Origin of the sequence: Streptomyces lacrimifluminis (assembly GCF_014646095.1) — a bacterium.
GTDB classification, from domain to species: Bacteria; Actinomycetota; Actinomycetes; order Streptomycetales; family Streptomycetaceae; genus Streptomyces; species Streptomyces lacrimifluminis.
Map to the genome: position 1 here is coordinate 1 of NZ_BMMU01000059.1, position 21,487 is coordinate 21,487.

The 21,487-nt window shown below is 70.0% G+C and carries 14 protein-coding genes and 1 tRNA gene; 13 read left to right on the forward strand and 2 right to left on the reverse strand.

The genetic code is table 11. The features are described from left to right. Positions 1-39 precede the first annotated feature (39 nt). From bldG to IEY89_RS38635, 11 genes are all read left to right on the forward strand, one after another. Positions 40-381: an anti-sigma factor antagonist BldG gene (gene bldG / locus IEY89_RS38585; protein ID WP_005475923.1), complete on the forward strand. Its 342-nt coding sequence runs from the start codon at positions 40-42 to the stop codon at positions 379-381. A 127-nt stretch (positions 382-508) separates the two neighbouring features. Beyond that, positions 509-943 carry an ATP-binding protein gene (locus IEY89_RS38590; protein ID WP_189152200.1) on the forward strand — a complete coding sequence of 145 codons (435 nt, stop codon included), beginning with the start codon at positions 509-511 and terminating at the stop codon, positions 941-943. A gap of 344 nt (positions 944-1,287) precedes the next feature. Further along, entirely contained in the window at positions 1,288-3,693 is a 2,406-nt protein-coding gene (locus tag IEY89_RS38595; protein ID WP_189152201.1) for a sodium-translocating pyrophosphatase, read from the forward strand. A 239-nt stretch (positions 3,694-3,932) separates the two neighbouring features. Next, positions 3,933-4,529 (forward strand): small secreted protein, encoded by a 597-nt coding sequence (locus tag IEY89_RS38600; protein ID WP_189152202.1) that lies wholly within the window; start codon positions 3,933-3,935, stop codon positions 4,527-4,529. A gap of 117 nt (positions 4,530-4,646) precedes the next feature. Continuing rightward, positions 4,647-6,185 (forward strand): DUF7059 domain-containing protein, encoded by a 1,539-nt coding sequence (locus tag IEY89_RS38605; RefSeq protein ID WP_189152203.1) that lies wholly within the window; start codon positions 4,647-4,649, stop codon positions 6,183-6,185. A gap of 518 nt (positions 6,186-6,703) precedes the next feature. After that, a complete protein-coding gene (locus tag IEY89_RS38610; RefSeq protein ID WP_189152204.1) occupies positions 6,704-6,901 on the forward strand; it encodes a hypothetical protein in 198 nt (65 codons plus the stop codon). 267 nt (positions 6,902-7,168) lie between these two features. After that, positions 7,169-10,021, forward strand: coding sequence for a type I DNA topoisomerase (gene topA / locus IEY89_RS38615; RefSeq protein WP_189152205.1), 2,853 nt, complete (start codon positions 7,169-7,171; stop codon positions 10,019-10,021). Positions 10,022-10,205: 184 nt separating this feature from the next. Next, on the forward strand, positions 10,206-13,562 hold the full coding sequence (tmk, locus tag IEY89_RS38620) for a dTMP kinase (RefSeq protein ID WP_189152206.1): 3,357 nt from the start codon (positions 10,206-10,208) through the stop codon (positions 13,560-13,562). Positions 13,563-13,770: 208 nt separating this feature from the next. Continuing rightward, entirely contained in the window at positions 13,771-14,976 is a 1,206-nt protein-coding gene (locus IEY89_RS38625; RefSeq protein WP_189152207.1) for a DNA polymerase III subunit delta', read from the forward strand. A 145-nt stretch (positions 14,977-15,121) separates the two neighbouring features. After that, positions 15,122-16,651 (forward strand): alpha/beta hydrolase, encoded by a 1,530-nt coding sequence (locus IEY89_RS38630; protein ID WP_189152208.1) that lies wholly within the window; start codon positions 15,122-15,124, stop codon positions 16,649-16,651. Positions 16,652-16,745: 94 nt separating this feature from the next. Next, a tRNA-Thr gene (locus tag IEY89_RS38635) sits at positions 16,746-16,819 on the forward strand. A gap of 386 nt (positions 16,820-17,205) precedes the next feature. On the opposite strand, the gene IEY89_RS38640 is transcribed toward IEY89_RS38635, so the two are convergent. Together IEY89_RS38640 and IEY89_RS38645 are read right to left on the reverse strand one after the other, a co-directional pair. Then, the gene (locus IEY89_RS38640) at positions 17,206-17,862 is read right to left on the reverse strand and encodes a response regulator transcription factor (RefSeq protein ID WP_189152209.1); all 657 of its coding nucleotides are present in this window, start codon (positions 17,860-17,862) and stop codon (positions 17,206-17,208) included. Then, positions 17,859-20,228: a sensor histidine kinase gene (locus IEY89_RS38645; protein WP_229695689.1), complete on the reverse strand. Its 2,370-nt coding sequence runs from the start codon at positions 20,226-20,228 to the stop codon at positions 17,859-17,861. The genes IEY89_RS38640 and IEY89_RS38645 overlap by 4 nt, the downstream gene beginning before the upstream one ends. A gap of 251 nt (positions 20,229-20,479) precedes the next feature. Here IEY89_RS38645 and IEY89_RS38650 point away from each other — a divergent pair, with 251 nt between their 5' ends. Both IEY89_RS38650 and IEY89_RS38655 read left to right on the forward strand, forming a co-directional pair. Continuing rightward, a complete protein-coding gene (locus tag IEY89_RS38650) occupies positions 20,480-21,031 on the forward strand; it encodes a peptidoglycan-binding domain-containing protein (RefSeq protein WP_189152210.1) in 552 nt (183 codons plus the stop codon). Between the two features lie 226 nt (positions 21,032-21,257). Beyond that, complete coding sequence (locus tag IEY89_RS38655; protein ID WP_189152212.1) at positions 21,258-21,458, forward strand: hypothetical protein; 201 nt, start codon at positions 21,258-21,260, stop codon at positions 21,456-21,458. The last annotated feature ends 29 nt before the right edge of the window (positions 21,459-21,487 follow it).

The window sequence follows — 21,487 nt, forward strand, 5'->3', positions numbered from 1 at the left end:
CTTGGGATGACCGCTCGATAGCAAGGTGCTGGAGGATCCGTGGACCTGTCCCTGTCGACCCGTACCGTCGGCGATCGTACGGTCGTCGAGGTCGGTGGCGAAATCGACGTTTATACCGCGCCCAAGCTGCGTGAGCAGCTGGTCGAGCTGGTCAACGACGGGAGTTTTCACCTCGTCGTCGACATGGAGGGCGTCGACTTCCTCGACTCCACCGGGCTCGGCGTGCTGGTCGGCGGCCTGAAGCGTGTGCGTGCCCACGAGGGCTCGCTGCGCCTGGTCTGCAACCAGGAGCGCATTCTGAAGATCTTCCGCATCACCGGTCTGACCAAGGTGTTCCCGATTCACACCTCGGTCGACGAAGCGGTGGCGGCCACCGACTGACGGCCGTTTACCGGACGCGTGTGCGGTCACTCGTACGTGCGTCCGATGACGGAAGAAGTTAACGAGGGGGGTCCGGGTCTCGGCGACCCGACCCCCTGACCGCACGCCCGTATTCCGAGGGGGATGCATGGCCACCGTTGAACTCCGCTTCAGCGCGCTGCCCGAGCACGTCAGGACCGCCCGACTGGTGGCGGCAGCGGTGGCGCGCAGGGCCGGAGTGGACGAGGCCGTACTCGACGAGGTGCGACTCGCCGTGGGCGAGGCCTGCTCCCGTGCCGTCGGACTGCACCAGAGCGGGGGCATCTCGGAGCCGGTGTGGGTGACGCTGATCGAGGAGGAGAAGCTGTTCTCCATCGAGGTCGGCGACGAAGCGCCCCGCTCGACTCCCGGTGCCAACACTCCGGGTGCCGACGGTGGCGTGGACGTGGATGCCGAGGAGGACGAGATGGGCCTCGCGGTCATCAGCGGCCTCGTCGACGACGTCGAGGTCACCGCGGGGGAGAACGGCGGATCGATCCGCATGAGCTGGCCAACCACGCCGCCGGTCACGCTCCTCCCCTGACACCCCACCCCGACTCCCCCCCCGTAAAGCCTCAAGGGCCCTGCTGAGCAGGGCCCTTGGCGTTTTTGTGGGCGGGCGCGCCGGAATTAGTGAAGGTATTCACGATCCCTTCGTGAAGGTATTCACGATCCGATGCGCGGTAATTCGATCACGCGTCAATGTGTCTGCGGCATTACGCCATGTGGGTCAATGGATCACCCGGGGATCTTCCATGGATCTTCTGCGGATCATTTGCTGAATAGCATGGGGCGATCTATTCCGTTTCCGCGTACTGTTTTGATCAGCTTCCGGTACCTACAATCCCGTCCACATCTTGAGCTCAGCCCAAGCGTCAAGGAGGACGAATGGCGGGGCTTTCTACCCCTCATCGGTTCGACCAGCCCACAACCTTCGCAGCCGCGGTACTGACCGACGACAACCGGATGATCGTGATGGTCATCGGCGTCGTCGCCCTGGCGGCGCTCGTGGTCGCCGGGGTCCTGGTACGCCAGGTGCTCGCGGCGGGCGAGGGCACCGAGAGCATGAAGGAGATCGCGAAGGCGATCCAGGAAGGCGCGAACGCTTATCTGGCACGGCAGTTGCGCACGCTCGGCGTATTCGCCGTGATCGTGTTCTTCCTGCTGATGCTGCTGCCCGCGGACGACTGGAATCAGCGCGCCGGACGGTCGGTGTTCTTCTTGATCGGCGCCGCGTTCTCGGCGGCCACCGGTTATATCGGCATGTGGCTCGCCGTGCGCAGCAATGTGCGTGTCGCCGCCGCGGCACGGGAAGCGACACCGGCGGAAGGCGAGCCGGAAAAGGATCTCACCGACGTCTCTCACAAAGCGATGAAGATCGCTTTCCGTACGGGCGGCGTCGTCGGCATGTTCACAGTCGGTCTCGGCCTACTGGGCGCCTCCTGCGTGGTGTTGGTGTACGCGGCCGACGCGCCGAAGGTGCTCGAAGGCTTCGGCCTCGGCGCAGCCCTCATCGCCATGTTCATGCGTGTCGGCGGTGGCATCTTCACGAAGGCCGCCGACGTCGGCGCCGACCTGGTCGGCAAGGTCGAGCAGGGCATCCCGGAGGACGATCCGCGCAACGCCGCGACCATCGCCGACAACGTGGGCGACAACGTCGGCGACTGCGCCGGCATGGCGGCCGACCTCTTCGAGTCGTACGCCGTGACGCTCGTCGCCGCCCTGATCCTCGGCAAGGCCGCCTTCGGCGACGCCGGGCTGGCCTTCCCGCTCCTGGTGCCCGCGATCGGCGTACTCACGGCGATGATCGGCATCTTCGCGGTGGCGCCGAGGCGTTCCGACCGCAGCGGCATGAGCGCGATCAACCGCGGATTCTTCATCTCCGCTGTGATCTCGCTCGCACTCGTCGCGATCGCCGTCTTCGTCTATCTGCCGTCGTCGTACGCCGATCTGGACGGGGTCACCGACGCGGCGATCTCCGGCAAGGGCGGCGATCCGCGGATCCTCGCGCTCCTCGCGGTGGCCATCGGCATCGTGCTGGCGGCCCTGATCCAGCAACTAACCGGCTACTTCACCGAGACCACCCGCCGACCCGTACGGGACATCGGCAAGAGCTCCCTCACCGGCGCGGCCACCGTCGTCCTCGCCGGTATCTCCATCGGGCTCGAATCGGCCGTCTACACCGCCCTGTTGATCGGCCTCGGCGTGTACGGGGCGTTCCTCCTCGGCGGTACGTCCATCATGCTGGCGCTGTTCGCGGTGGCACTGGCCGGCACCGGCCTGCTCACCACGGTCGGTGTGATCGTCGCGATGGACACCTTCGGGCCGGTCTCCGACAACGCGCAGGGCATCGCCGAGATGTCCGGCGACGTCGAGGGCGCGGGCGCGCAGGTGCTCACCGACCTGGACGCCGTCGGCAACACCACCAAGGCCATCACCAAGGGCATCGCCATCGCCACAGCCGTCCTGGCCGCGGCGGCGCTTTTCGGGTCGTACCGCGACGCGATCACGACCGCGGCGCGCGACGTGGGCGAGAAGGTCGGCGAGGGCGGGCCGATGAACCTGGTGATGGACATCTCGCAGCCCAACAACCTGGTCGGCCTGATCGCCGGCGCGGCGGTCGTCTTCCTGTTCTCCGGGCTGGCGATCAGCGCGGTCTCGCGGTCGGCGGGCTCTGTCGTCTACGAGGTGCGGCGGCAGTTCCGCGAGCACCCCGGGATCATGAACTACACCGAGAAACCGGAGTACGGGCGCGTCGTCGACATCTGTACCAAGGACGCGCTCCGGGAACTCGCCACGCCCGGGCTGCTGGCGGTCCTGGCGCCCATCGCCATCGGGTTCACGCTCGGTGTCGGCGCGCTCGGCGCGTTTCTCGCGGGCGCGATCGGCACCGGCACGCTGATGGCGGTGTTCCTCGCCAACTCCGGTGGCGCGTGGGACAACGCGAAGAAGCTGGTGGAGGACGGCCACCACGGCGGCAAGGGCAGCGAGGCCCACGCGGCGACCGTCATCGGCGACACGGTGGGCGACCCGTTCAAGGACACCGCGGGCCCGGCCATCAACCCGCTGCTGAAGGTGATGAACCTGGTCGCGCTGCTCGTCGCGCCCGCGATCATCAAGTTCAGCTACGGCGACGACGAGAACCTCGCCCTGCGCATCGTCATCGCCGTCCTGGCGATCGCGGTGATCGTGGGTGCGGTGTACGTCTCCAAACGGCGAGGGGTCGCCGGGGAGGACGAGGGGGAGGAGGCGGAGCCGGCGGCCAAGTCGGCCGATCCCGCGGTGGTTTCGTAGCCCCAGCAGGGTCCGCGGACCACGGATTCGTCTCCCGTGGAGCGTTACGGCCGGTCAGAACCGGCCAACTGGCGGGCGGGCGGCGCGTTGTGACGCGCCGTCCGCCCGCTTGCGGTGGGTTGCACGCCTTTTCCGTGAGCCTTCTCTCTCTTGGTGCAAATGGCTGCAATAACACATCAAGCGGATGCCCGTCACGCCGATGTCGCCCAGTTGGCGTGTATGTTCCGGGGCCGAGAGCCATGGAAGGGACCAATCCGGTGAACAAGAAGCTCGCGGTCGCACTGTCCGGCGGTGCGGTACTGGTACTGGCGCTGTCGGGATGCAGCAGCGACGACGGCAACGAGAAGCTGGATGCCTGGGCCAAGCAGGTGTGCGACGCGGTGAAACCGCAGGCACAGAAGATCGAGGCCGCCAACGCCGCGATCCAGAAGGAGACCTCCGACAACAGCACACCGGAGGCCGTCCAGAAGACCGACGCGCAGGCTTTCCAGGACATGGCGGACGCCTACAAGGCGATCGGTACCGCCGTGAACACCGCGGGCGCGCCGAACGTTGACGACGGCGAGACGAAGAAGGCGAACGCCGTCAAGGAACTCAACGAGATCTCGGCCTCCTACGCGGGTCTGAAGAAGCAGGTGGACGGACTCGACACCAAGAACCAGGCGAAGTTCGCCGACGGTCTCAAGGGCGTCGCCACTCAGCTGGACAAGCTCAGCCAGAGCGGGAACGACGCCCTGAAGGCCCTGGAGGAGGGCGACGTCGGCAAGTCGATGGCCAAGCAGGAGAGCTGCAAGTCGACCTCCGCGTCCCCCGCGGCCTCTTCGACGGCCAGCTGATCTCTCCGACCGGTCCTGCCGCGCCGCGGCGGGAGTTTTCCACAGGTGTACGGGGTGTCCGCGCGCGTCTGTCCACAGGCGTGCGCGGCAAAGCGGCAGGGCGGACACAATGGAGGCGTGAGTAACGCCAGCCTGCATGCCCTGCCCTCCGCCGACCGCCCCGATGCCGCCGCGCGCCTCCGGGACGCCCTTCTGGCCGCCGACTTCACCGCCGACGGGCTGCTCGACCTGCTCGGCGCGCCCGCGTACGCCGCCCTGGCCCGCAGCGAGACCGTGCCCGCGCTCCGGGCGACCCGTGGCGACACGCCGCTGGAACTGCTCGTACGGCTGTTCCTGTTGCAGCAAGCCGTGCCCCGCGCGCGTGTGGCGGGCGTGCTGCCCGTCGGCGAGTGTGTGTCGAGCGGGTGGCTCGTCGCCGTCGGCACCGACTCCGGGGGCGGTGGCGAGGTGGCCGCCGCCGTCGACGTACGGCCGTACGGCGGGCCGGGGGGCGAGGACTGGTTCATCGTGTCCGACCTGGGGTGTGCGGTCGGCGGCGCCGGTGGCATCGGCAGTCACCACGAGGGTGTCGTCCTCGGGGTGGGTGGGGCCTCCACGACCCTCGCCGGTATCACCGTCCGTACGCCGGTCGGCTCCGCGCTCGACCTCGGCACCGGCTCCGGGATCCAGGCTCTGCACGCGGCCCAGCACGCCACGCGCGTGACGGCGACCGACCTCAACCCCCGCGCCCTGCACATCACCGCGCTGACGCTCGCGCTGTCCGGCGCTCCGGCGGCCGACCTGCGCGAGGGCTCGCTCTTCGAACCGGTCCGGGCGGACGAGACGTACGACCTGATCGTCTCCAACCCGCCGTTCGTGATCTCGCCGGGCGCGCGGCTCACGTACCGGGACGGCGGGATGGGCGGGGACGATCTGTGCCGCACGCTCGTTCAGGAGGCGGGGGAGCGGTTGCGTGAGGGCGGGTTCGCGCAGTTCCTCGCCAACTGGCAGCACGTGGAGGGGGAGGACTGGCAGGACAGGCTGAGGTCCTGGGTGCCGCGCGGGTGCGATGCCTGGATCGTGCAGCGTGAGGTGCAGGACGTCACGCAGTACGCCGAGCTGTGGCTGCGCGACGCCGGCGACCACCGCTCCGACCCGGCGGAGTACCGGGCGCGGTACGACGGCTGGCTGGACGAGTTCGAGGCGCGCAAGGTGAGGTCGGTCGGGTTCGGCTGGATCACGCTGCGGAGGACGTCGGCGGCCTCGCCGTCGATCACCGTGGAGGAGTGGACGCATCCCGTCGAACAACCGCTCGGGGACACGGTTCGGGCGCACTTCGAGCGCCTGGACCACCTCCGCGCGCATGACGACGCGGCCCTGCTCGCCGGGCACTTCAGACTGGCGGACGAGGTCGTGCAGGAGCAGGTCGGGCTGCCCGGCGCCGAGGACCCGGAGCACGTGGTGCTGCGCCAGCACCGCGGGATGCGCCGGGCCACCAAGGTGGACACGGTCGGCGCGGGCTTCGTCGGCGTGTGCGACGGCACACTGAGCGCCGGGCGGATTCTGGACGCCATCGCCCAACTGGTCGGCGAGGACCCGGTGTCGCTGCGGGACCGCACGCCCGCGCAGATCCGGTTGCTGGTGGAGCAGGGCTTCCTGGAGCCGTCGGGCGAGTGAGCGCGTGCCGGCGCGGGGTGTTGTAGGGCCCTGTACTGCCGGTTCCGCCGTCGTGAGGCTGGTGTCCACACCGTGCCGACCACGCTGGATGGGGGCTCCGCGGCCGACAGGGGTACGGCAGGTCGCGTATCCCTCCGCCGTACGGCAGCGGGAGGCACAGGGGCGGCGCGCGAGGCGTGGACAAGCGTGCGGGTGGCGCGGGTCGACCGCTCGCGGCGCCTGGGACGTCGTACCGAGCGTGTGGGTGGCGAGGTTCGGGCGGCATATTCACGCCGAGTTGGAGCCGCCGGTCGGGGCGGGCCGCGTGTCACTGGCTGTGAGATTCACGGCCGCCCGCGACGGAACGTGGTCGGCCGGCCCGTTCGTACGCCGGCTCCGAGGCCGTCCGGCGGGTCTCACAGGGGCGCGTGGCCGCCGTCCGCCCGGCGTTCACCTCGGGTTCGCACGGACGCTTCCCGGACGTGCCAGCCTCCCGGGGCCGGGGACTCCCGGGCGGGAGGAAAGGGGCGCACAGGGGTATGGAGAGCGGACCGGCGATCTTCGTGGGAGTGGTGTTCGCCCTGTTCGGGGGCGGGCTGCTGGTGTGGACCGCGGCCCGGGTACGGCACCGTGCGCCTGTCGCCCTCGGTGTGAACCCCGTCGCATCGGCGGTCCTGGCGAGCGTCGCCGCGCTGGTCGCCCTCGGGGTCGGCGCATGGTGCCTGACCCGTGTGTGAGGTGGGCGAGAGGCGTACCGGGGGCGCATACGGCGGCGCCGTGCCGGTAACCGGTGGGTCACCGTCCGCATAGGCTCGAAGGAGCGGGTCGATACTCCGGGCGGCAGGAATGGCGGTAGTCGGGTTACCGTTCGAGTGGCCGTTGCGGGCTTTTCCCGTTTGACACGGGGGCGGGATGTACCGTCACACTCCGCAGCGTCAGCATGACCCGACCCCGGGAACAAGGCCGGGGGAGACCCCGAGTGTCGACCGGAGAGAAGAGCGAAGTTGTCCCCGACCAGCGAGACCGCACAGGGCGGCCGCCGACTCGTCATCGTCGAGTCCCCTGCCAAGGCGAAGACGATCAAGGGCTATCTCGGCCCCGGATATGTCGTCGAGGCGAGCGTCGGGCACATCCGCGACCTCCCCAACGGCGCCGCCGAGGTACCCGAGCAGTACACCGGTGAGGTGCGCCGCCTCGGGGTGGACGTCGAAAACGACTTCCAGCCGATCTACGTGGTCAACGCGGACAAGAAGGCCCAGGTCAAGAAGCTCAAGGACCTGCTGAAGGACTCCGACGAACTCTTCCTCGCCACCGATGAGGACCGCGAGGGCGAGGCCATCGCGTGGCACCTCCAGGAAGTCCTGAAGCCCAAGGTCCCGGTCAAGCGGATGGTCTTCCACGAGATCACCAAGGCCGCGATCCAGGCCGCCGTCGCCAACCCGCGCGAGCTGAACCAGAAGCTGGTCGACGCCCAGGAGACCCGCCGCATCCTCGACCGTCTCTACGGCTACGAGGTCTCGCCGGTCCTGTGGAAGAAGGTCATGCCGCGCCTGTCGGCCGGCCGTGTCCAGTCGGTCGCGACCCGGCTCGTGGTGGAGCGGGAACGCGAGCGCATCGCTTTCCGTTCTGCTGAGTACTGGGACCTGACGGGGACCTTCGCGACCGGCCGCGCCGGGGACTCGTCGGACCCGTCGTCGCTGGTCGCCCGCCTCGCGACCGTCGACGGCAGGCGTGTCGCACAGGGCCGCGATTTCGACTCCCTGGGACAACTGAAGAGCGCGAACACCCTCCACCTGGACGAGTCGAACGCCCGCGCCCTGGCCGCCGCCCTGGCGGACACCAGCTTCGCCGTCCGCTCGGTCGAGTCGAAGCCGTACCGCCGCTCTCCGTACGCCCCGTTCCGTACGACGACGCTCCAGCAGGAGGCCAGCCGCAAGCTCGGCTTCGGGGCGAAGGCGACCATGCAGGTGGCGCAGAAGCTGTACGAGAACGGCTTCATCACCTATATGCGTACGGACTCCACGACCCTGTCGGAGACGGCGATCACCGCTGCCCGTACCCAGGTCACCCAGCTGTACGGTGCCGACTACCTGCCCTCGTCCCCGCGGACGTACGCCGGGAAGGTCAAGAACGCGCAGGAGGCGCACGAGGCGATCCGCCCGTCGGGCGATCGTTTCCGCACCCCGGCCGAGACGGGCCTGACGGGCGACCAGTTCCGGCTCTACGAGCTGATCTGGAAGCGCACGGTCGCCTCCCAGATGAAGGACGCGGTCGGCAACTCGGTCACCGTGAAGATCGCGGGTACGTCCGCCGACGGCCGTGACGCCGAGTTCAGCGCATCCGGCAAGACGATCACCTTCCACGGCTTCCTGAAGGCGTACGTCGAGGGCGCCGACGACCCGAACGCCGAGCTGGACGACCGCGAGAGCCGCCTGCCCCAGGTGAACGAGGGCGACGCCCTGTCCGCCGAGGAGATCACGGTCGATGGGCACGCCACCAAGCCCCCGGCCCGCTACACCGAGGCGTCGCTGGTCAAGGAGCTCGAAGAGCGCGAGATCGGCCGCCCGTCGACGTACGCGTCGATCATCGGGACCATCCTCGACCGCGGATACGTCTTCAAGAAGGGCACGGCCCTCGTGCCGTCCTTCCTGTCCTTCGCCGTCGTCAACCTCCTGGAGAAGCACTTCGGGCGGCTCGTCGACTACGACTTCACCGCCCGGATGGAGGACGACCTCGACCGCATCGCCCGCGGCGAGGCCAAGTCCGTGCCGTGGCTGAGGCGTTTCTACTTCGGCGAGGGCGCGAAGGGTGCTCCCGCCGTCGGCGGCGCGGCCGAGGCGGGCAACGGCGACGGGGACCACCTCGGCGGTCTCAAGGAGCTGGTGACCGACCTGGGCGCGATCGACGCGCGCGAGGTGTCGTCGTTCCCGGTGGGCAACGACATCGTGCTGCGCGTCGGGCGCTACGGCCCGTACATCGAGCGCGGCGAGAAGGACTCCGAGAACCACCAGCGTGCGGACGTGCAGGAGGACCTCGCCCCCGACGAGCTGTCCGTCGAGTTGGCGGAGGAGCTGCTCGCCAAGCCGAGCGGCGACTTCGAGCTGGGCGCCGACCCCGAGTCCGGCCACCAGATCATCGCCAGGGACGGCCGCTACGGCCCGTACGTCACCGAGGTGCTCCCCGAGGGCACCCCGAAGACCGGCAAGAACGCCGTCAAGCCGCGTACGGCCTCGCTGTTCAAGTCGATGTCCCTGGACACGGTGACGCTGGCGGACGCGCTCAAGCTGATGTCCCTGCCCAGGGTCGTCGGCAAGGACGCGGAGGGCGTGGAGATCACCGCGCAGAACGGGCGTTACGGGCCGTATCTCAAGAAGGGCACGGATTCGCGGTCGCTGCAGACCGAGGACCAGCTTTTCACGATCACCCTCGAAGAGTCGCTGGAGATCTACTCCCAGCCCAAGCAGCGTGGCCGGGCCGCCGCCAAGCCGCCGCTGAAGGAACTGGGCACGGACCCGGTCAGCGGAAAGCCGGTGGTCGTCAAGGACGGTCGCTTCGGGCCGTACGTCACCGACGGGGAGAGCAACGCGACTCTGCGCTCCGGTGACAGCGTCGAGGAGATCACCCCGGAGCGCGGCTACGAGCTGCTCGCCGAGAAGCGCGCCAAGTCGCCGGTCAAGAAGACCGCGAAGAAGGCTCCGGCGAAGAAGGCCCCCGCCAAGAAGGCGGCTGCGACGAAGACCGCCGCCAAGAAGACGACGGCCGCCAAGACGACCACCGCGAAGAAGACGGCCGCGAAGAAGGCTCCGGCCAAGGAGGCGACCGCCGCGACCGCCGCGAGGGCCACGGGCGAGGAGTGAGTCCGTCGGTCCCGACGGCACCGGTGAACACCGGTGAGTGGTCGCGACCGACCGCGGTGACCGATCTTCACTCCGCCGTCACGTGAGCTTGGCGAAACGACCGCCCCGGCACCATCAGGTGTCGGGGCGGTCGCACGTCGGACGGCCACTTCGAGCTGTCGGTGGCTGCCGATAGGCTGAAAGCATGACGCCAGCCGAGCAGCCAACGGCCATCCCCCAGGCCCCCGACGACGCCCTGGTCGCGGACTCCCGCGAACGCGCCGTCCGCGCCCTGCTGCGCCGGCCCCAGCTGAAGAGGCTGTGGAGCGCGCAGCTGGTGGGCGGTGTCGGTGACGCCCTCGCGCTGCTGGTCCTGGTGGTGCTCGTCCTCCAGGCGGCCGTCGCCGAGGGTTCGTTCGGCGGCGGCTACCGGGGCGTGGCACTTGCCGTGACGGCTGTCTTCGGGGCACGCGTTCTGGCCACGCTGCTCTTCGGCGCCGTCCTGCTCGGCCCGCTCACGTCGCTCACCTCCAGAGAGGGCCCGCTCGACCGCCGCTGGACCATGGTCGGCGCCGACGGGCTGCGCACCATACTCATGATCATCGCGCCCCTGTGGATCGACTGGACGCAGGAGAACGCCCTGGCCGTCCTCCTGGTCACCGTCTTCGTGGCCGGCGTCGCCGAGCGCTTCTGGACGGTGTGCCGGGAGAGCGCGGCGCCCGCGCTGCTGCCCCCGCCTCCCCCGGAGGGGGCCACGGTCCGCCCGTTGCCGGACCACATGGACGCCCTGCGGCGCCTGTCCCTGCGTACGACCTTCGTCGCGCTGCCGCTCGCGGGGGCCGTGCTCGTCGTCGCCGGGCTCGTCAACAACCTGCTGGGCACTGGCATCGACTGGTTCGGCCGGCACCAGGCGGCCTTCGGTTCGTATGTCGCGGCCGGGCTGTTCGCGGCCTCGCTGTCCGTGCTCACCGCCCTGGAACTGCCCCATACACGCACCCCGCGCGCGCGGTCACCGCTCGAAGGCCTGCGCCGCCCCAAGTCCGGCACGGCCGCCGACACGGGCCGTACGGGCGCGATCCCGCTGCTCGTCCTGGCCTGCGCGGCCGTGTCCGGCGCGGTCGCGGCGGCCGTCTCCGTGGCCGTCCTGCACGCCAAGGACCTGGGCGGCGGCCCGGTGATGTTCGGGCTGCTGGTCCTCGTACTGACCGGCGGCACGGTCATCGGCATCCGTACGGCACCGAAGGTGCTGGTCGCGCTGTCGCGGCGCCGCCTGCTCGCGCTGGCCGTCGCCTTCACCGGGGTCGCGCTGCTCGCCGCCGGGCTGGTCCCGGACGTGACGACGGTGCTGCTGATCGTCGGGCTCGCGGGCATCGGCGCGGGCGTCGCCGCCAACACCGGGCACACGCTGCTCGACCAGGAGACCGAGGACCAGCGCCGGACGCGGCTCACCGAGCACCTGCACGCGGTCGTACGGGTGTCCGTGGCGCTGGCCGCGCTGATCGCGCCCCTGGTGGCGGCCCTCATCGGCCCGCACCGCCTGGAGAGCGGCAAGTTCGTGTTCGCGCACGGCGGCGCGGCGTTCACGCTGATGCTGGTGGGCGCGCTGCTGCTGCCGGTGGCCGCGCTGGTCCTGGCCAAGGTTGACGACCGGTCCGGCGTACCCCTGCGGCACGACCTGCGGGACGCGGTGCGCGGCGGCGACGACCCCGCGCAGGGCCTCGCCGCGAACGGCTTCTTCATCGCCCTGGAGGGCGGCGACGGGGCGGGCAAGTCCACGCAGGCGAAGGCGCTCGCCGACTGGATAAGGGCCAAGGGCCACGAGGTCGTGGTCACCCGCGAACCGGGGGCGACCCCGGTGGGCAAGCGGCTGCGGTCGATCCTGCTGGACGTGTCGAGCGCCGGTCTGTCGCACCGCGCCGAGGCACTTCTGTACGCGGCGGACCGCGCGGAGCACGTCGACACGGTCGTACGGCCGGCCCTGGAGCGCGGAGCGGTCGTCATCTCCGACCGGTACATCGACTCGTCGGTGGCCTACCAGGGCGCCGGCCGGGACCTCTCCCCGACGGAGATCGCACGCATCTCGCGCTGGGCGACCGACGGCCTGGTCCCGCATCTGACCGTCCTGCTGGACGTCTCCCCGGAGGCCGCGCGCGAGCGGTTCACCGAGGCGCCTGACCGGCTGGAGTCGGAGCCGGCCGAGTTCCACGAGCGCGTGCGGTCCGGTTTTCTCACGCTGGCCGCCGCCGACGCGGGCCGCTATCTGGTCGTGGACGCGGCGCAGGAGCCCGAGGCCGTCACGACGGTCGTCCGTCACCGGCTCGACCTGATGCTGCCCCTCTCCGAGGCCGAGGTGAAGGCCCAGGAGGAGGCCCGCAAGGCGGCCGAGGAGGAGGCCAGGCGCAAGGCGGAGGAAGAGGCCGCGCGCAAGGCCGAGGAGGAGCGCCTCGAGCGCGAGCGCCAGGAGACCCTGGCCAGGCTGCGCGCCGAGGAGGAGGAGCGCAAGCGCCGTGAGCTGGAGGAGGCTCAGCGCCGCGAGGCCGAACGCCAGGCGGAGGAGGCCCGGCAGCGGGCCGAGGACGCGCGCCGCCGCGCCGAGGAGGAGCGGGTACGGCTGCTCGCGGAGGAGAAGGCCCGCGCCGAGGCCGAGGCCCGCCGCAAGGCCGAGGAGGACCGCCGGCGCAGGCAGGCCGAGGAGGAGGCGCGGCTGCACGCGGAGGCGGAGGAACGCCGACTGGAGAAGCAGCGGAAGGCCGAGGAGGCGCTGGTCCGGGCGGAGGCGGAGCGACGCCGGGTCGCGGAGTCGGAGCGACGGCGCGTCGCGGAGGCGGCGGCTGCGGCCGCTGCGACTGCTGCGGCGGCTTCCGCAGCGGCGGCTTCCGCGGCTTCGGCGGCGGATGCCGGGGGAGCGGCTTCGGGTACGAGTGCGACTTCGGGTGCGGCTCCGGGTGCGGTTCCGGATACGGGGAGTGGTGCAGGCGCGACTGGGGCTGAGGGGTCCGGTACGGCGGTGGGCGGGCGGTCCGGTGGCTCCGACTCCGAGGTGACGGCCAAGCTGCAGAAGCCGCCGGTGCCCCCGGGTGCGGCGGACGAGACCGCGGTGCTGCCGCCGGTTCCTTCGCGGGCGGCGGACGAGACGGCTGTGCTGCGTCCGGTGCCCCCGGGTGCGGCGGACGAGACCGCGGTGCTGCCGCCGGTTCCTCCGAGGACCGCCGACGAGACGGCTGTGCTGCCGCCCGTGGTGCCGGGTGCGGCCGATGAGACCGCCGTGCTGCCTGCCGTACGGGAGGACGGCGCAGGTCGGCGGGACAGTGCGCCCGCGGATCGTGTGCCGCCGGGGTTCTTCCGGGACGAGCAGGCTGACGGACAGACCGGGGGCGGCGAGGACCGTACGCGGGAGCTGCCCCAGCTCGACGCCGACGGCACCCCTCGTCGGCGTCCGCGCTCCGACTGGGCCGAGGAGACTCCGCTGGACGACCTGCCGACGCTGGCCGACGAACTGTTCGGGTCACATGTGGACGACGACCGGGACGAGGGCCGGGGGCGGGGCGGGCGGCGCCGCTGAGGCGAGGCCGTTGCCGGTGAGGCAGTCGCCGATGAGCCAGTTACCGATGTGCCAGTCGCCGGTGAGCCAGTCGCCGGTGGGAGCCCGTTGTCAGTGGAGACCCGTTGTCAGTGGGGACCCGCACAATGGACTTCGCGCGGCAAGCCGTGACGAAACGGCGCGACGAAGCGGCATGACCGACGAGGTGTGACGGAAGGGTGGTGTTCCCATGCCGGTGTGGGACGACCTGGTGGGCCAGGAGAAGGTGAGCGCGCAGCTGGAGGCCGCCGCGCGGGATGCCGACGCCCTGGTCACCGCCGTCGCCGCGAGCGAGCCCCAGCCCGAGACGTCGAAAATGACGCACGCCTGGCTCTTCACCGGCCCGCCCGGCTCCGGCCGGTCCACAGCGGCCCGCGCCTTCGCCGCCGCCCTCCAGTGCGTGAGCCCCGACCGTGCCCTCGGCGGAGTTCCCGGCTGCGGGTTCTGCGACGGCTGCCACACCAGCCTGACGGGCACGCACGCCGACGTGGACATCGTCCGCACCGACCTTCTCTCCATCGGCGTCAAGGAAACCCGCGCCCTGGTCCGGCGCGCCCAGCTGTCACCAGCCGTCGGACGCTGGCAGGTCATCGTCCTGGAGGACGCGGACCGCCTCACGGAGGGCGCGGGCAACGTCCTGCTCAAGGCCATCGAGGAGCCCGCGCCGCGCACCGTGTGGCTGCTGTGCGCCCCGTCCATCGAGGACCTGCTGCCCACGATCCGCTCCCGTTGCCGACTCCTCACCCTGCGTACCCCGCCGGTGGAAGCGGTGGCGGACATCCTCATCCGCCGGGACGGTATCGAGCCGAACGTCGCGCACACCGTGGCCAGGGCCACCCAGGGCCACATCGGCCGCGCCCGCCGGCTCGCCACGGACGCGCGGGCCCGGGAGCGCCGGGCCGCCGTCCTCAGGCTGCCGCTCCGCGTCGAGGACGTCGGCGGCTGTCTGAAGGCGGCCCAGGAGCTGATCGACTCGGCGTCGGAGGACGCCAAGCAGCTCGCCGAGGAGGTCGACGTGAAGGAGACGGAGGAGCTGAAGCAGGCGATGGGCGCGGCCCAGGGCGGCCGGATGCCACGCGGCACGGCGGGCGTGATGAAGGAGCTGGAGGACCGTCAGAAGCGCCGGAGAACGCGTACGCAGCGCGACACCCTCGACCTGGCCCTGATCGATCTCACCGGCTTCTACCGCGACGTTCTCGCCGTCCAGTTCGGCTCCCGCCTGGCGATCGCCAACATGGAGGCCGAGGACACCCTGGAGCGCCTGGCCCGCGCCGGCTCACCCGCGTCGACGCTTCGCCGCATCGAGGCGATCGCCGCGTGCCGCGAGGCCCTGGACCGCAACGTGGCACCGCTGCTGGCGGTGGAGGCGATGACACTGGCGCTGAGAGCGGGCTGACAGTCGTCGGCATCAGCAACTCGTGCGTCGTGGGTCGTGCGTTGTGTGTCGTGACTCGGGTGTCGTGACTCGGTACACGTAACTCGTACGAGTCATGTTGTGGACGGAGGGTATTCATGCGGTTTCGCAGGGTTACGCTCGCTGAATGTATATGAGGCGCACACCTCGTCAGACCTGGACACTGCTCGCGGTCGCAGCGCTGCTTGTCTCCGCCTGTTCCACGGGGAGTTCGACGAGTGCGGCGAGTTCGTCGACCACGCCGAACGGCCTCGCGTCGTACTACGCGCAGAAGCTGAGCTGGCGGTCGTGTGGCGTCCCCGGGTTCCAGTGCGCCACGATGAAGGCACCTCTCGACTACGCGGCTCCGGCCGAGGGTGACGTCAGACTCGCGGTCTCCCGCAAGAAGGCCACGGGCAAGGGCAAGCCGCTCGGCTCGCTGCTGGTGAACCCGGGCGGGCCGGGCGGTTCGGCGGTCGGGTACCTGCAGGCGTACGCAGGAATCGGCTACCCGGCCGAGGTCCGCGCGCGCTACGACATGGTCGCGGTCGACCCGCGCGGGGTGGCGCGCAGTGAACCGGTCGAGTGCCTCGACGGCCGCGAGATGGACGCGTACACACAGACGGACACGACTCCCGACAACGAACGGGAGATGGACCAACTGGTCGGCGCGTACAAGGAGTTCGCCGAGGGCTGCGGCAGCAGTTCGCCTGACCTGCTGCGGCATGTGTCCACGGTGGAGGCGGCCCGGGACATGGACATCCTACGGGCGGCGCTGGGCGACCGGCGGCTGACGTACGTGGGGGCGTCGTACGGAACGTTCCTCGGGGCGACGTACGCGGGGCTCTTCCCGGACCGTGTGGGCCGGCTGGTCCTGGACGGCGCGATGGACCCCTCCCTGCCCGCGCGCCGCCTGAACCTCGACCAGACGGCGGGCTTCGAGACGGCGTTCGACGCGTTCGCGAAGGACTGCGTACGGCAGCCGGACTGCCCGCTGGGTGCGGAGGAGGGGGAGGTCGGCACGAACCTGAAGGCGTTCTTCGACCACCTCGACACGTCGCCCGTTCCGGCGGGCGACGCGGACGGCCGCCGGCTGGGCGAGGCCCTTGCCACGACCGGCGTGATCGCCGCGATGTACGACGAGAGCACCTGGCCGCAACTGCGCGAGTCCCTGACCTCTGCGATGCGGGACAAGGACGGCGCGGGGCTGCTGCTCCTCTCCGACAGCTACTACGAGCGCGACGCCGACGGCCGCTACTCGAACCTGATGTTCGCCAACGCGGCGGTGAACTGCCTCGACCTCCCGGCGGCGTACGCCACTCCCGACCAGGTGCGCGATGCGCTGCCGTCCTTCGAGGAGGCGTCCCCCGTCTTCGGCGAGGTCATGGCCTGGGCCTCCCTGAGCTGCGCGTACTGGCCGGTGCGGCCGACGGGCGAGCCGCATCGCATCGAGGCGAAGGGCGCGGCCCCGATCGTTGTCGTCGGCACGACCCGCGACCCGGCGACCCCGTACCGCTGGGCCCAGTCCCTCTCCCGCCAGCTCTCCTCGGCCCGCCTCCTGACCTACGAGGGCGACGGCCACACGGCGTACGGGCGGGGCAGTGACTGCATCGACGACACGATCAACACGTATCTGCTCCGGGGGACCCCTCCGGCGGAGGGGAAGCGGTGCTCGTAGCGCCGACGCGGAGGCCTCCGGGGGTGTGCGGAGCACCCCCGGAAACTGTGTAGACTTGCCGACGTTGCTGACCGCACCATGGTGTGGACAGCGCGCCGCCTTAGCTCAGATGGCCAGAGCAACGCACTCGTAATGCGTAGGTCTCGGGTTCGAATCCCGAAGGCGGCTCCGGAAAACCCCAGGACTCACTCGCCGTGACCTGGGGTTTTTCCTTGTCCTTTACCTTGTGTCGTAGTGACGGCGCAGTCCAAGAACCCTTGCTGAGGGCAGCCGGTGGACAAGCGTGCAGGGGGCGTGCGGAGCGTTGGACGAGCAAGGGTGCGGGAAGAGGACCATCGTGCCGTTGGCGATGGGGCTGGGAGGCAGGGCGAGTCGGGCTGCTGGCAGCAGGACCGTTGGTGGGTTCCCATAAATCGGGGGAGCCGTGACGGCGACTGATGGAGAATCAGCCGGGGACATCGCTTCGGAGGAGCCGGGCGTGAACGTAATGCGCTTCGATTCCGCGGTGGGGGACTTCGCCCTCGGCGTCAAGCTTAGTCCTCTTTTGCCCGCGCTCAGAGGTCGTCCACGTCGACCAGCCCGTCCTGGATGGCGCGGGCGACCAGGCTTGCCTTGGTCCGCGCGGGGCGGCCGACGTTCGCGTACTTGATCCTGACCCGGTCCAGATACGAGTTGACCGTCCGTACGGAGATGCCGAGACGCTGCGCGACCAGCTCCTTCGACTCCGACTGGAACCACTCGATGAGCACGTTCTCCTCGCGTACGGAGAGCTGGGGGCGGTCGGCGCGGGTGTTTGTTCCCAGCGCGCCGGCCAGTGCGGGCGGCATGTAGGGCCGCTCGTCCGCTGCTGCCAGAGTCGCCTCGACCAGGTGGTCTCGGCCCTCGCTCTTGGTCAGGAAGGTCGCGGCTCCGAGGTCCAGGCAACTGAGCGCTGTCTTCTCGTCGTCCCGCATCGAGTAGACGACGACCTGCCGCCCGGCGTCGACAAGTCTTCGGAGGCTGCCGAAGGCGGGGCCGCCCTCGCCCAGTTGCAGATCGAGGACGACGACATCGGCCGTGCTGCCCGGCGAGGTCCAGGCTTCCCCTACGGAGCTGCCGGCCGCGACCACGGTGATGGGTCGCCGTGATGCGGCGTACCACGCTTCTACGCCCGAGAGGATGGCGGGATGGTCGTCGACGACGACCACGCTGACTGGTGCGTTGTGACTCATGTCAGGTCAACTCCGGAGGTCGCCGGTCTTCTCCAGCCGGCCTCCACCCACACACTTTCGCCGCGGGTCGTTCTTTCCACGGTCACCTTCGCGTCCGTGGCACGGCCGTGGGCTTGAGCGGCCTCTTCCGTGTCGCGGTCGTCGGCGCAGTCCTCGCTGACCACGCTCACGCGTACCGTGTGGGGTGTCCACACGACAGTCACCCGCGCGGTCGAGCGGGTACGGCCCAGAATCACCGCCACCGGGTCGACCAACTCCCTGCGCACCTCCACGGGCACCTCACCCGGTCGGCCTCTTACGGCCAGGTTCACCGTCACTCCCTGGTGCTCGGCCACCTCCACGCACGCCCGCACCTCGTTGAGCAGCGGGTCGGAGACGGCATCGCTCTCCGCGAACAGGCGGCGCATACGGGCGGCTTCCACGCCGCACCGCAGCCTGACCTCCTCGTTTTGCGGGCTCAGCACACCGTGGCCGAGGCCCACGAGCAGCGGCACTGTCGTCGCTGTCAGGGCGCGGTAGCGGTCCTTGTGATCACGCTGCATGTCCTCGTGGATGCGTTCCCGGGTGCGCAGTTCTTCCTCCCGTGCGGCCGCGATCCCCGCTGCCGGCGCCGTGTCGTGGAGCAGGCGCGTCATCAGTACACCGACGGAGAGCTGGAAGCCGCAGGCGGATATCGTGGAGATCCCCATGATGGCCGCCTCGGCGGCGGTCGGCGCCCCGGACAGGAACACAGCGGTCGCGTTGAGCCCGACATGCACCCCGAGGAACGCCGCGAACGCCCTGACCCGCAGGTCTGCCAGCAGGAACAGCGCGTGCCAGCCGACCAGTCCGAACGCCCAGTCCGGCGCACCTGTCGACTGCTCAGGCGGGAGCGTGAACGCGCATATCGCCGAAACGGCCAGCACCGAGCCCAGGCTCCACCCTCGCACCCTCGGCGGGATCTGCCTGCCACGCAGCAGATAGGCGGCCCCGATCGCCGCGACGGCGGCAAGGCAGACGAAGGCGGCCGTCTGTGCCCACGCGGAGCGGTATACGTCCTGGTGGACGACGAGCCGGCGCAGCGAGATGGTGAACTGCCACACCAGGCTGATCAGCAGCACAGCCAGTTGGGTCCCGTAAAGGAGCCGCCCGCGGATGAAGCGGACGTCGGCCGTGTGCTGTGCCTGGGCGCGGGGCGGGCGCGGTACACCGGTCGCCGGTGCTCCGTTCCCTGCCGATGACGCCCCGGCCGGGCCGTGCCAGCGCCACTGCACGCGGGTCCCGGTGTCCGGATGCGAGGTGACCGTGGCGGAGCCTCCGACCGCGTGCATCCTGCCGATGATGGAACCTTTGATGCCCCGGCGCCGTGCGGGGACGGACTCCGGGTCGAAGCCCCGTCCCGCGTCGGACAGTTCGACGACGGCGCCGGCCCCCTCTGTCCATGCCCTGAGCTCCGCCTCCCGCACCCCGGCATGGCGTGCCACATTGGTGACGGCCTCCCGGACCCCGTTGAATATCGCGAGCCCAGGGCCGGACGGAATCGCGAGCGGGCCATCGATGTGCGTCTTGAGCCGCACCCTGGTCTGTCCCTCACCCTCGGGCACACAGCGGAGAAGAGCCGCGAGGTCGACGCTCCCCGTCTCGAATCCGGGTACGGCGGACATGGCCTCCAGATCCTTTCTGGCGCGTGGAGGCAGCCACGACCAGTCCCGGCCGTCGCCCTGGGAGACCATCAGCAGCGTCGCGCTCGCCGTGTCGTGCAGGGTCGCCAGGTACTCGCGCTCGATCGCCCTGCGTGCGGCGGCGACTTCCATCTCCCGGCGCGCCGCCGCCCTGACTGCGGCCGATCGGTCAGCCGCCCTGGCCAGCGCCCGAACGATGAGGTAGGCGGCCCTCGACAGGACCACCTGGATCAGCATGCGCACCAGGGGTACCAGGTCGGGGCTGTGCCCGGGCGAGGAGAGGACGTCGCCCAGCACGTAGACGACGGCCCCCAACGCAGCCAGGGCAGCCCCGGCCACCGGTCGCGTCGCCCACTCGTACTGGAAGGCGACGACGCTGATGCCGACAATCGCCTCCACCATCACATCCGCGCCGTCACCGCCGATCACCGGCTGAAACAGCCCCGTCAACACCACCACGGCCGCGTCCAACGTCCACAGCAGGGCGAGCGGGAACAGGCGCGGGCGGCGCAGCGCGTAAAGGCGCACACCGCAGGCGAGGAGAGCGGGCACCAGCAGAGACACCGCCAGGGGAATCTCCGCCGCGTCCGCCGCGACGACGCCCAGCGCACCGCACAGGCAGACCACGATGGACCGGAGCCACACTCCAAACCGCTCAAGGGCCAGGATCAACAGGCGCTCACTGGACCTGGGCCCGTCTGCCAACTCAATGGCTCCGTCCCCGTTCCCCTTGCGTCCCCCGTGCCACATAGAAACACCCCCGTGCCACATAGGAACAAGGGTAGTTGGCCCTCGATCAAGGCAGAGCAAGTCTGAAGCCTGCTCGGTCCCCTGTGCCTTTGTGGGGCAAACGACCGGCACACCCAGCGGCCGGGCGGGGCTACTGTCCCCGTCGTAGCGAGTCGTTCGAGGTGGGCAATCCTGCCGCCTCCCACTCTCAAAAATCGGGGGAACGTATGTCCATCGGGAAGAATCTGGTCGCACTTGCCGCATGTGCCGCCCTGGGCGTGACGGTGCTGAGTACGAGCCCTGCGTCGGCAAACATCTCGCAGGGATACGTCTTCGGCACCGGCACGATCACCGATGACTGGGGGGATGAGGGCCCTCTTTGGGCGGGTGGCCGATATCAGCTATCCAATGCGGTCGGTCTCTGGCAGTACGTCCTGTGGGCAGAGGGCGCCATAGAACAGAACGGCACAGCCTACGACTACTCGGACATCGACTGCGATTTCGGCGACAACACCGCCTATGCAACGAAGAGGCTGCAGGCGAGATGGGGCCTGGACGCAGACGGGGAGGTGGGCAGCAACACCTTCAGTATCGCGGACAACCACCTCCGGGGAAGCACAGGCGAGGTCACGTACTTCGGTAGAGCGCGCGCCGTTACGTTCGTACGTACTTCTGGTGGCGCCTACCGCTTTGAGAACCCCGAGGCGGGCGTGGGATCGAATTGGTGGGAAACGACAAAATACGACCCCTTCGCGACCTGCTTTGTTCCTGGCGGCTGAACCCGGCGCGGAGAGATCAGGGGCCGCGGTCACCTCTTGTGACGGCGGCCTCCGTCAGCGCTGAAGGACTCATCGCGCAGAGCCCCGCACAACGTCTTGCAGGCCTGCCGACTTGCTCCGCTTCGGGCCTTGCCGCGAGTGTCACGCTGACTCGGCTGCGGCAGAAGCAGCGCCTCGTGCGGGTGTGCCATCGACATTGTGAAAACACTCAATCCCGAGGAAGCACATGGCCGACGAGAAGGTACTCGAGGCCCAACGATGGGTCAACAGGAAATATTCCGGCGTCAACGGGTACACCCGGTGCGCGGAAGACGGTCGCACCGGCTGGGGAACCATGCGTGCCCTGACTATGGGGCTCCAGCACGAACTAGGCATCAGCCCGGTGGTCGCATCATTGAGCTTCTTCAGCGTTGCCGCTCCAGGGTGAGGACGGCTTTGGCGATTGACGTCATGCGG

Bases quoted from the DNA above. Each gene is read 5' to 3' on its own strand.
- IEY89_RS38590 (WP_189152200.1), top strand. From the start codon at position 509: ATGGCCACCGTTGAACTCCGCTTCAGCGCGCTGCCCGAGCACGTCAGG.
- IEY89_RS38595 (WP_189152201.1), top strand. From the start codon at position 1,288: ATGGCGGGGCTTTCTACCCCTCATCGGTTCGACCAGCCCACAACCTTC.
- IEY89_RS38600 (WP_189152202.1), top strand. From the start codon at position 3,933: ATGGAAGGGACCAATCCGGTGAACAAGAAGCTCGCGGTCGCACTGTCC.
- IEY89_RS38610 (WP_189152204.1), top strand. From the start codon at position 6,704: ATGGAGAGCGGACCGGCGATCTTCGTGGGAGTGGTGTTCGCCCTGTTC.
- tmk (WP_189152206.1), top strand. From the start codon at position 10,206: ATGACGCCAGCCGAGCAGCCAACGGCCATCCCCCAGGCCCCCGACGAC.
- IEY89_RS38625 (WP_189152207.1), top strand. From the start codon at position 13,771: ATGCCGGTGTGGGACGACCTGGTGGGCCAGGAGAAGGTGAGCGCGCAG.
- IEY89_RS38630 (WP_189152208.1), top strand. From the start codon at position 15,122: ATGTATATGAGGCGCACACCTCGTCAGACCTGGACACTGCTCGCGGTC.
- IEY89_RS38640 (WP_189152209.1), bottom strand. From the start codon at position 17,862: ATGAGTCACAACGCACCAGTCAGCGTGGTCGTCGTCGACGACCATCCC.
- IEY89_RS38650 (WP_189152210.1), top strand. From the start codon at position 20,480: ATGTCCATCGGGAAGAATCTGGTCGCACTTGCCGCATGTGCCGCCCTG.
- IEY89_RS38655 (WP_189152212.1), top strand. From the start codon at position 21,258: ATGGCCGACGAGAAGGTACTCGAGGCCCAACGATGGGTCAACAGGAAA.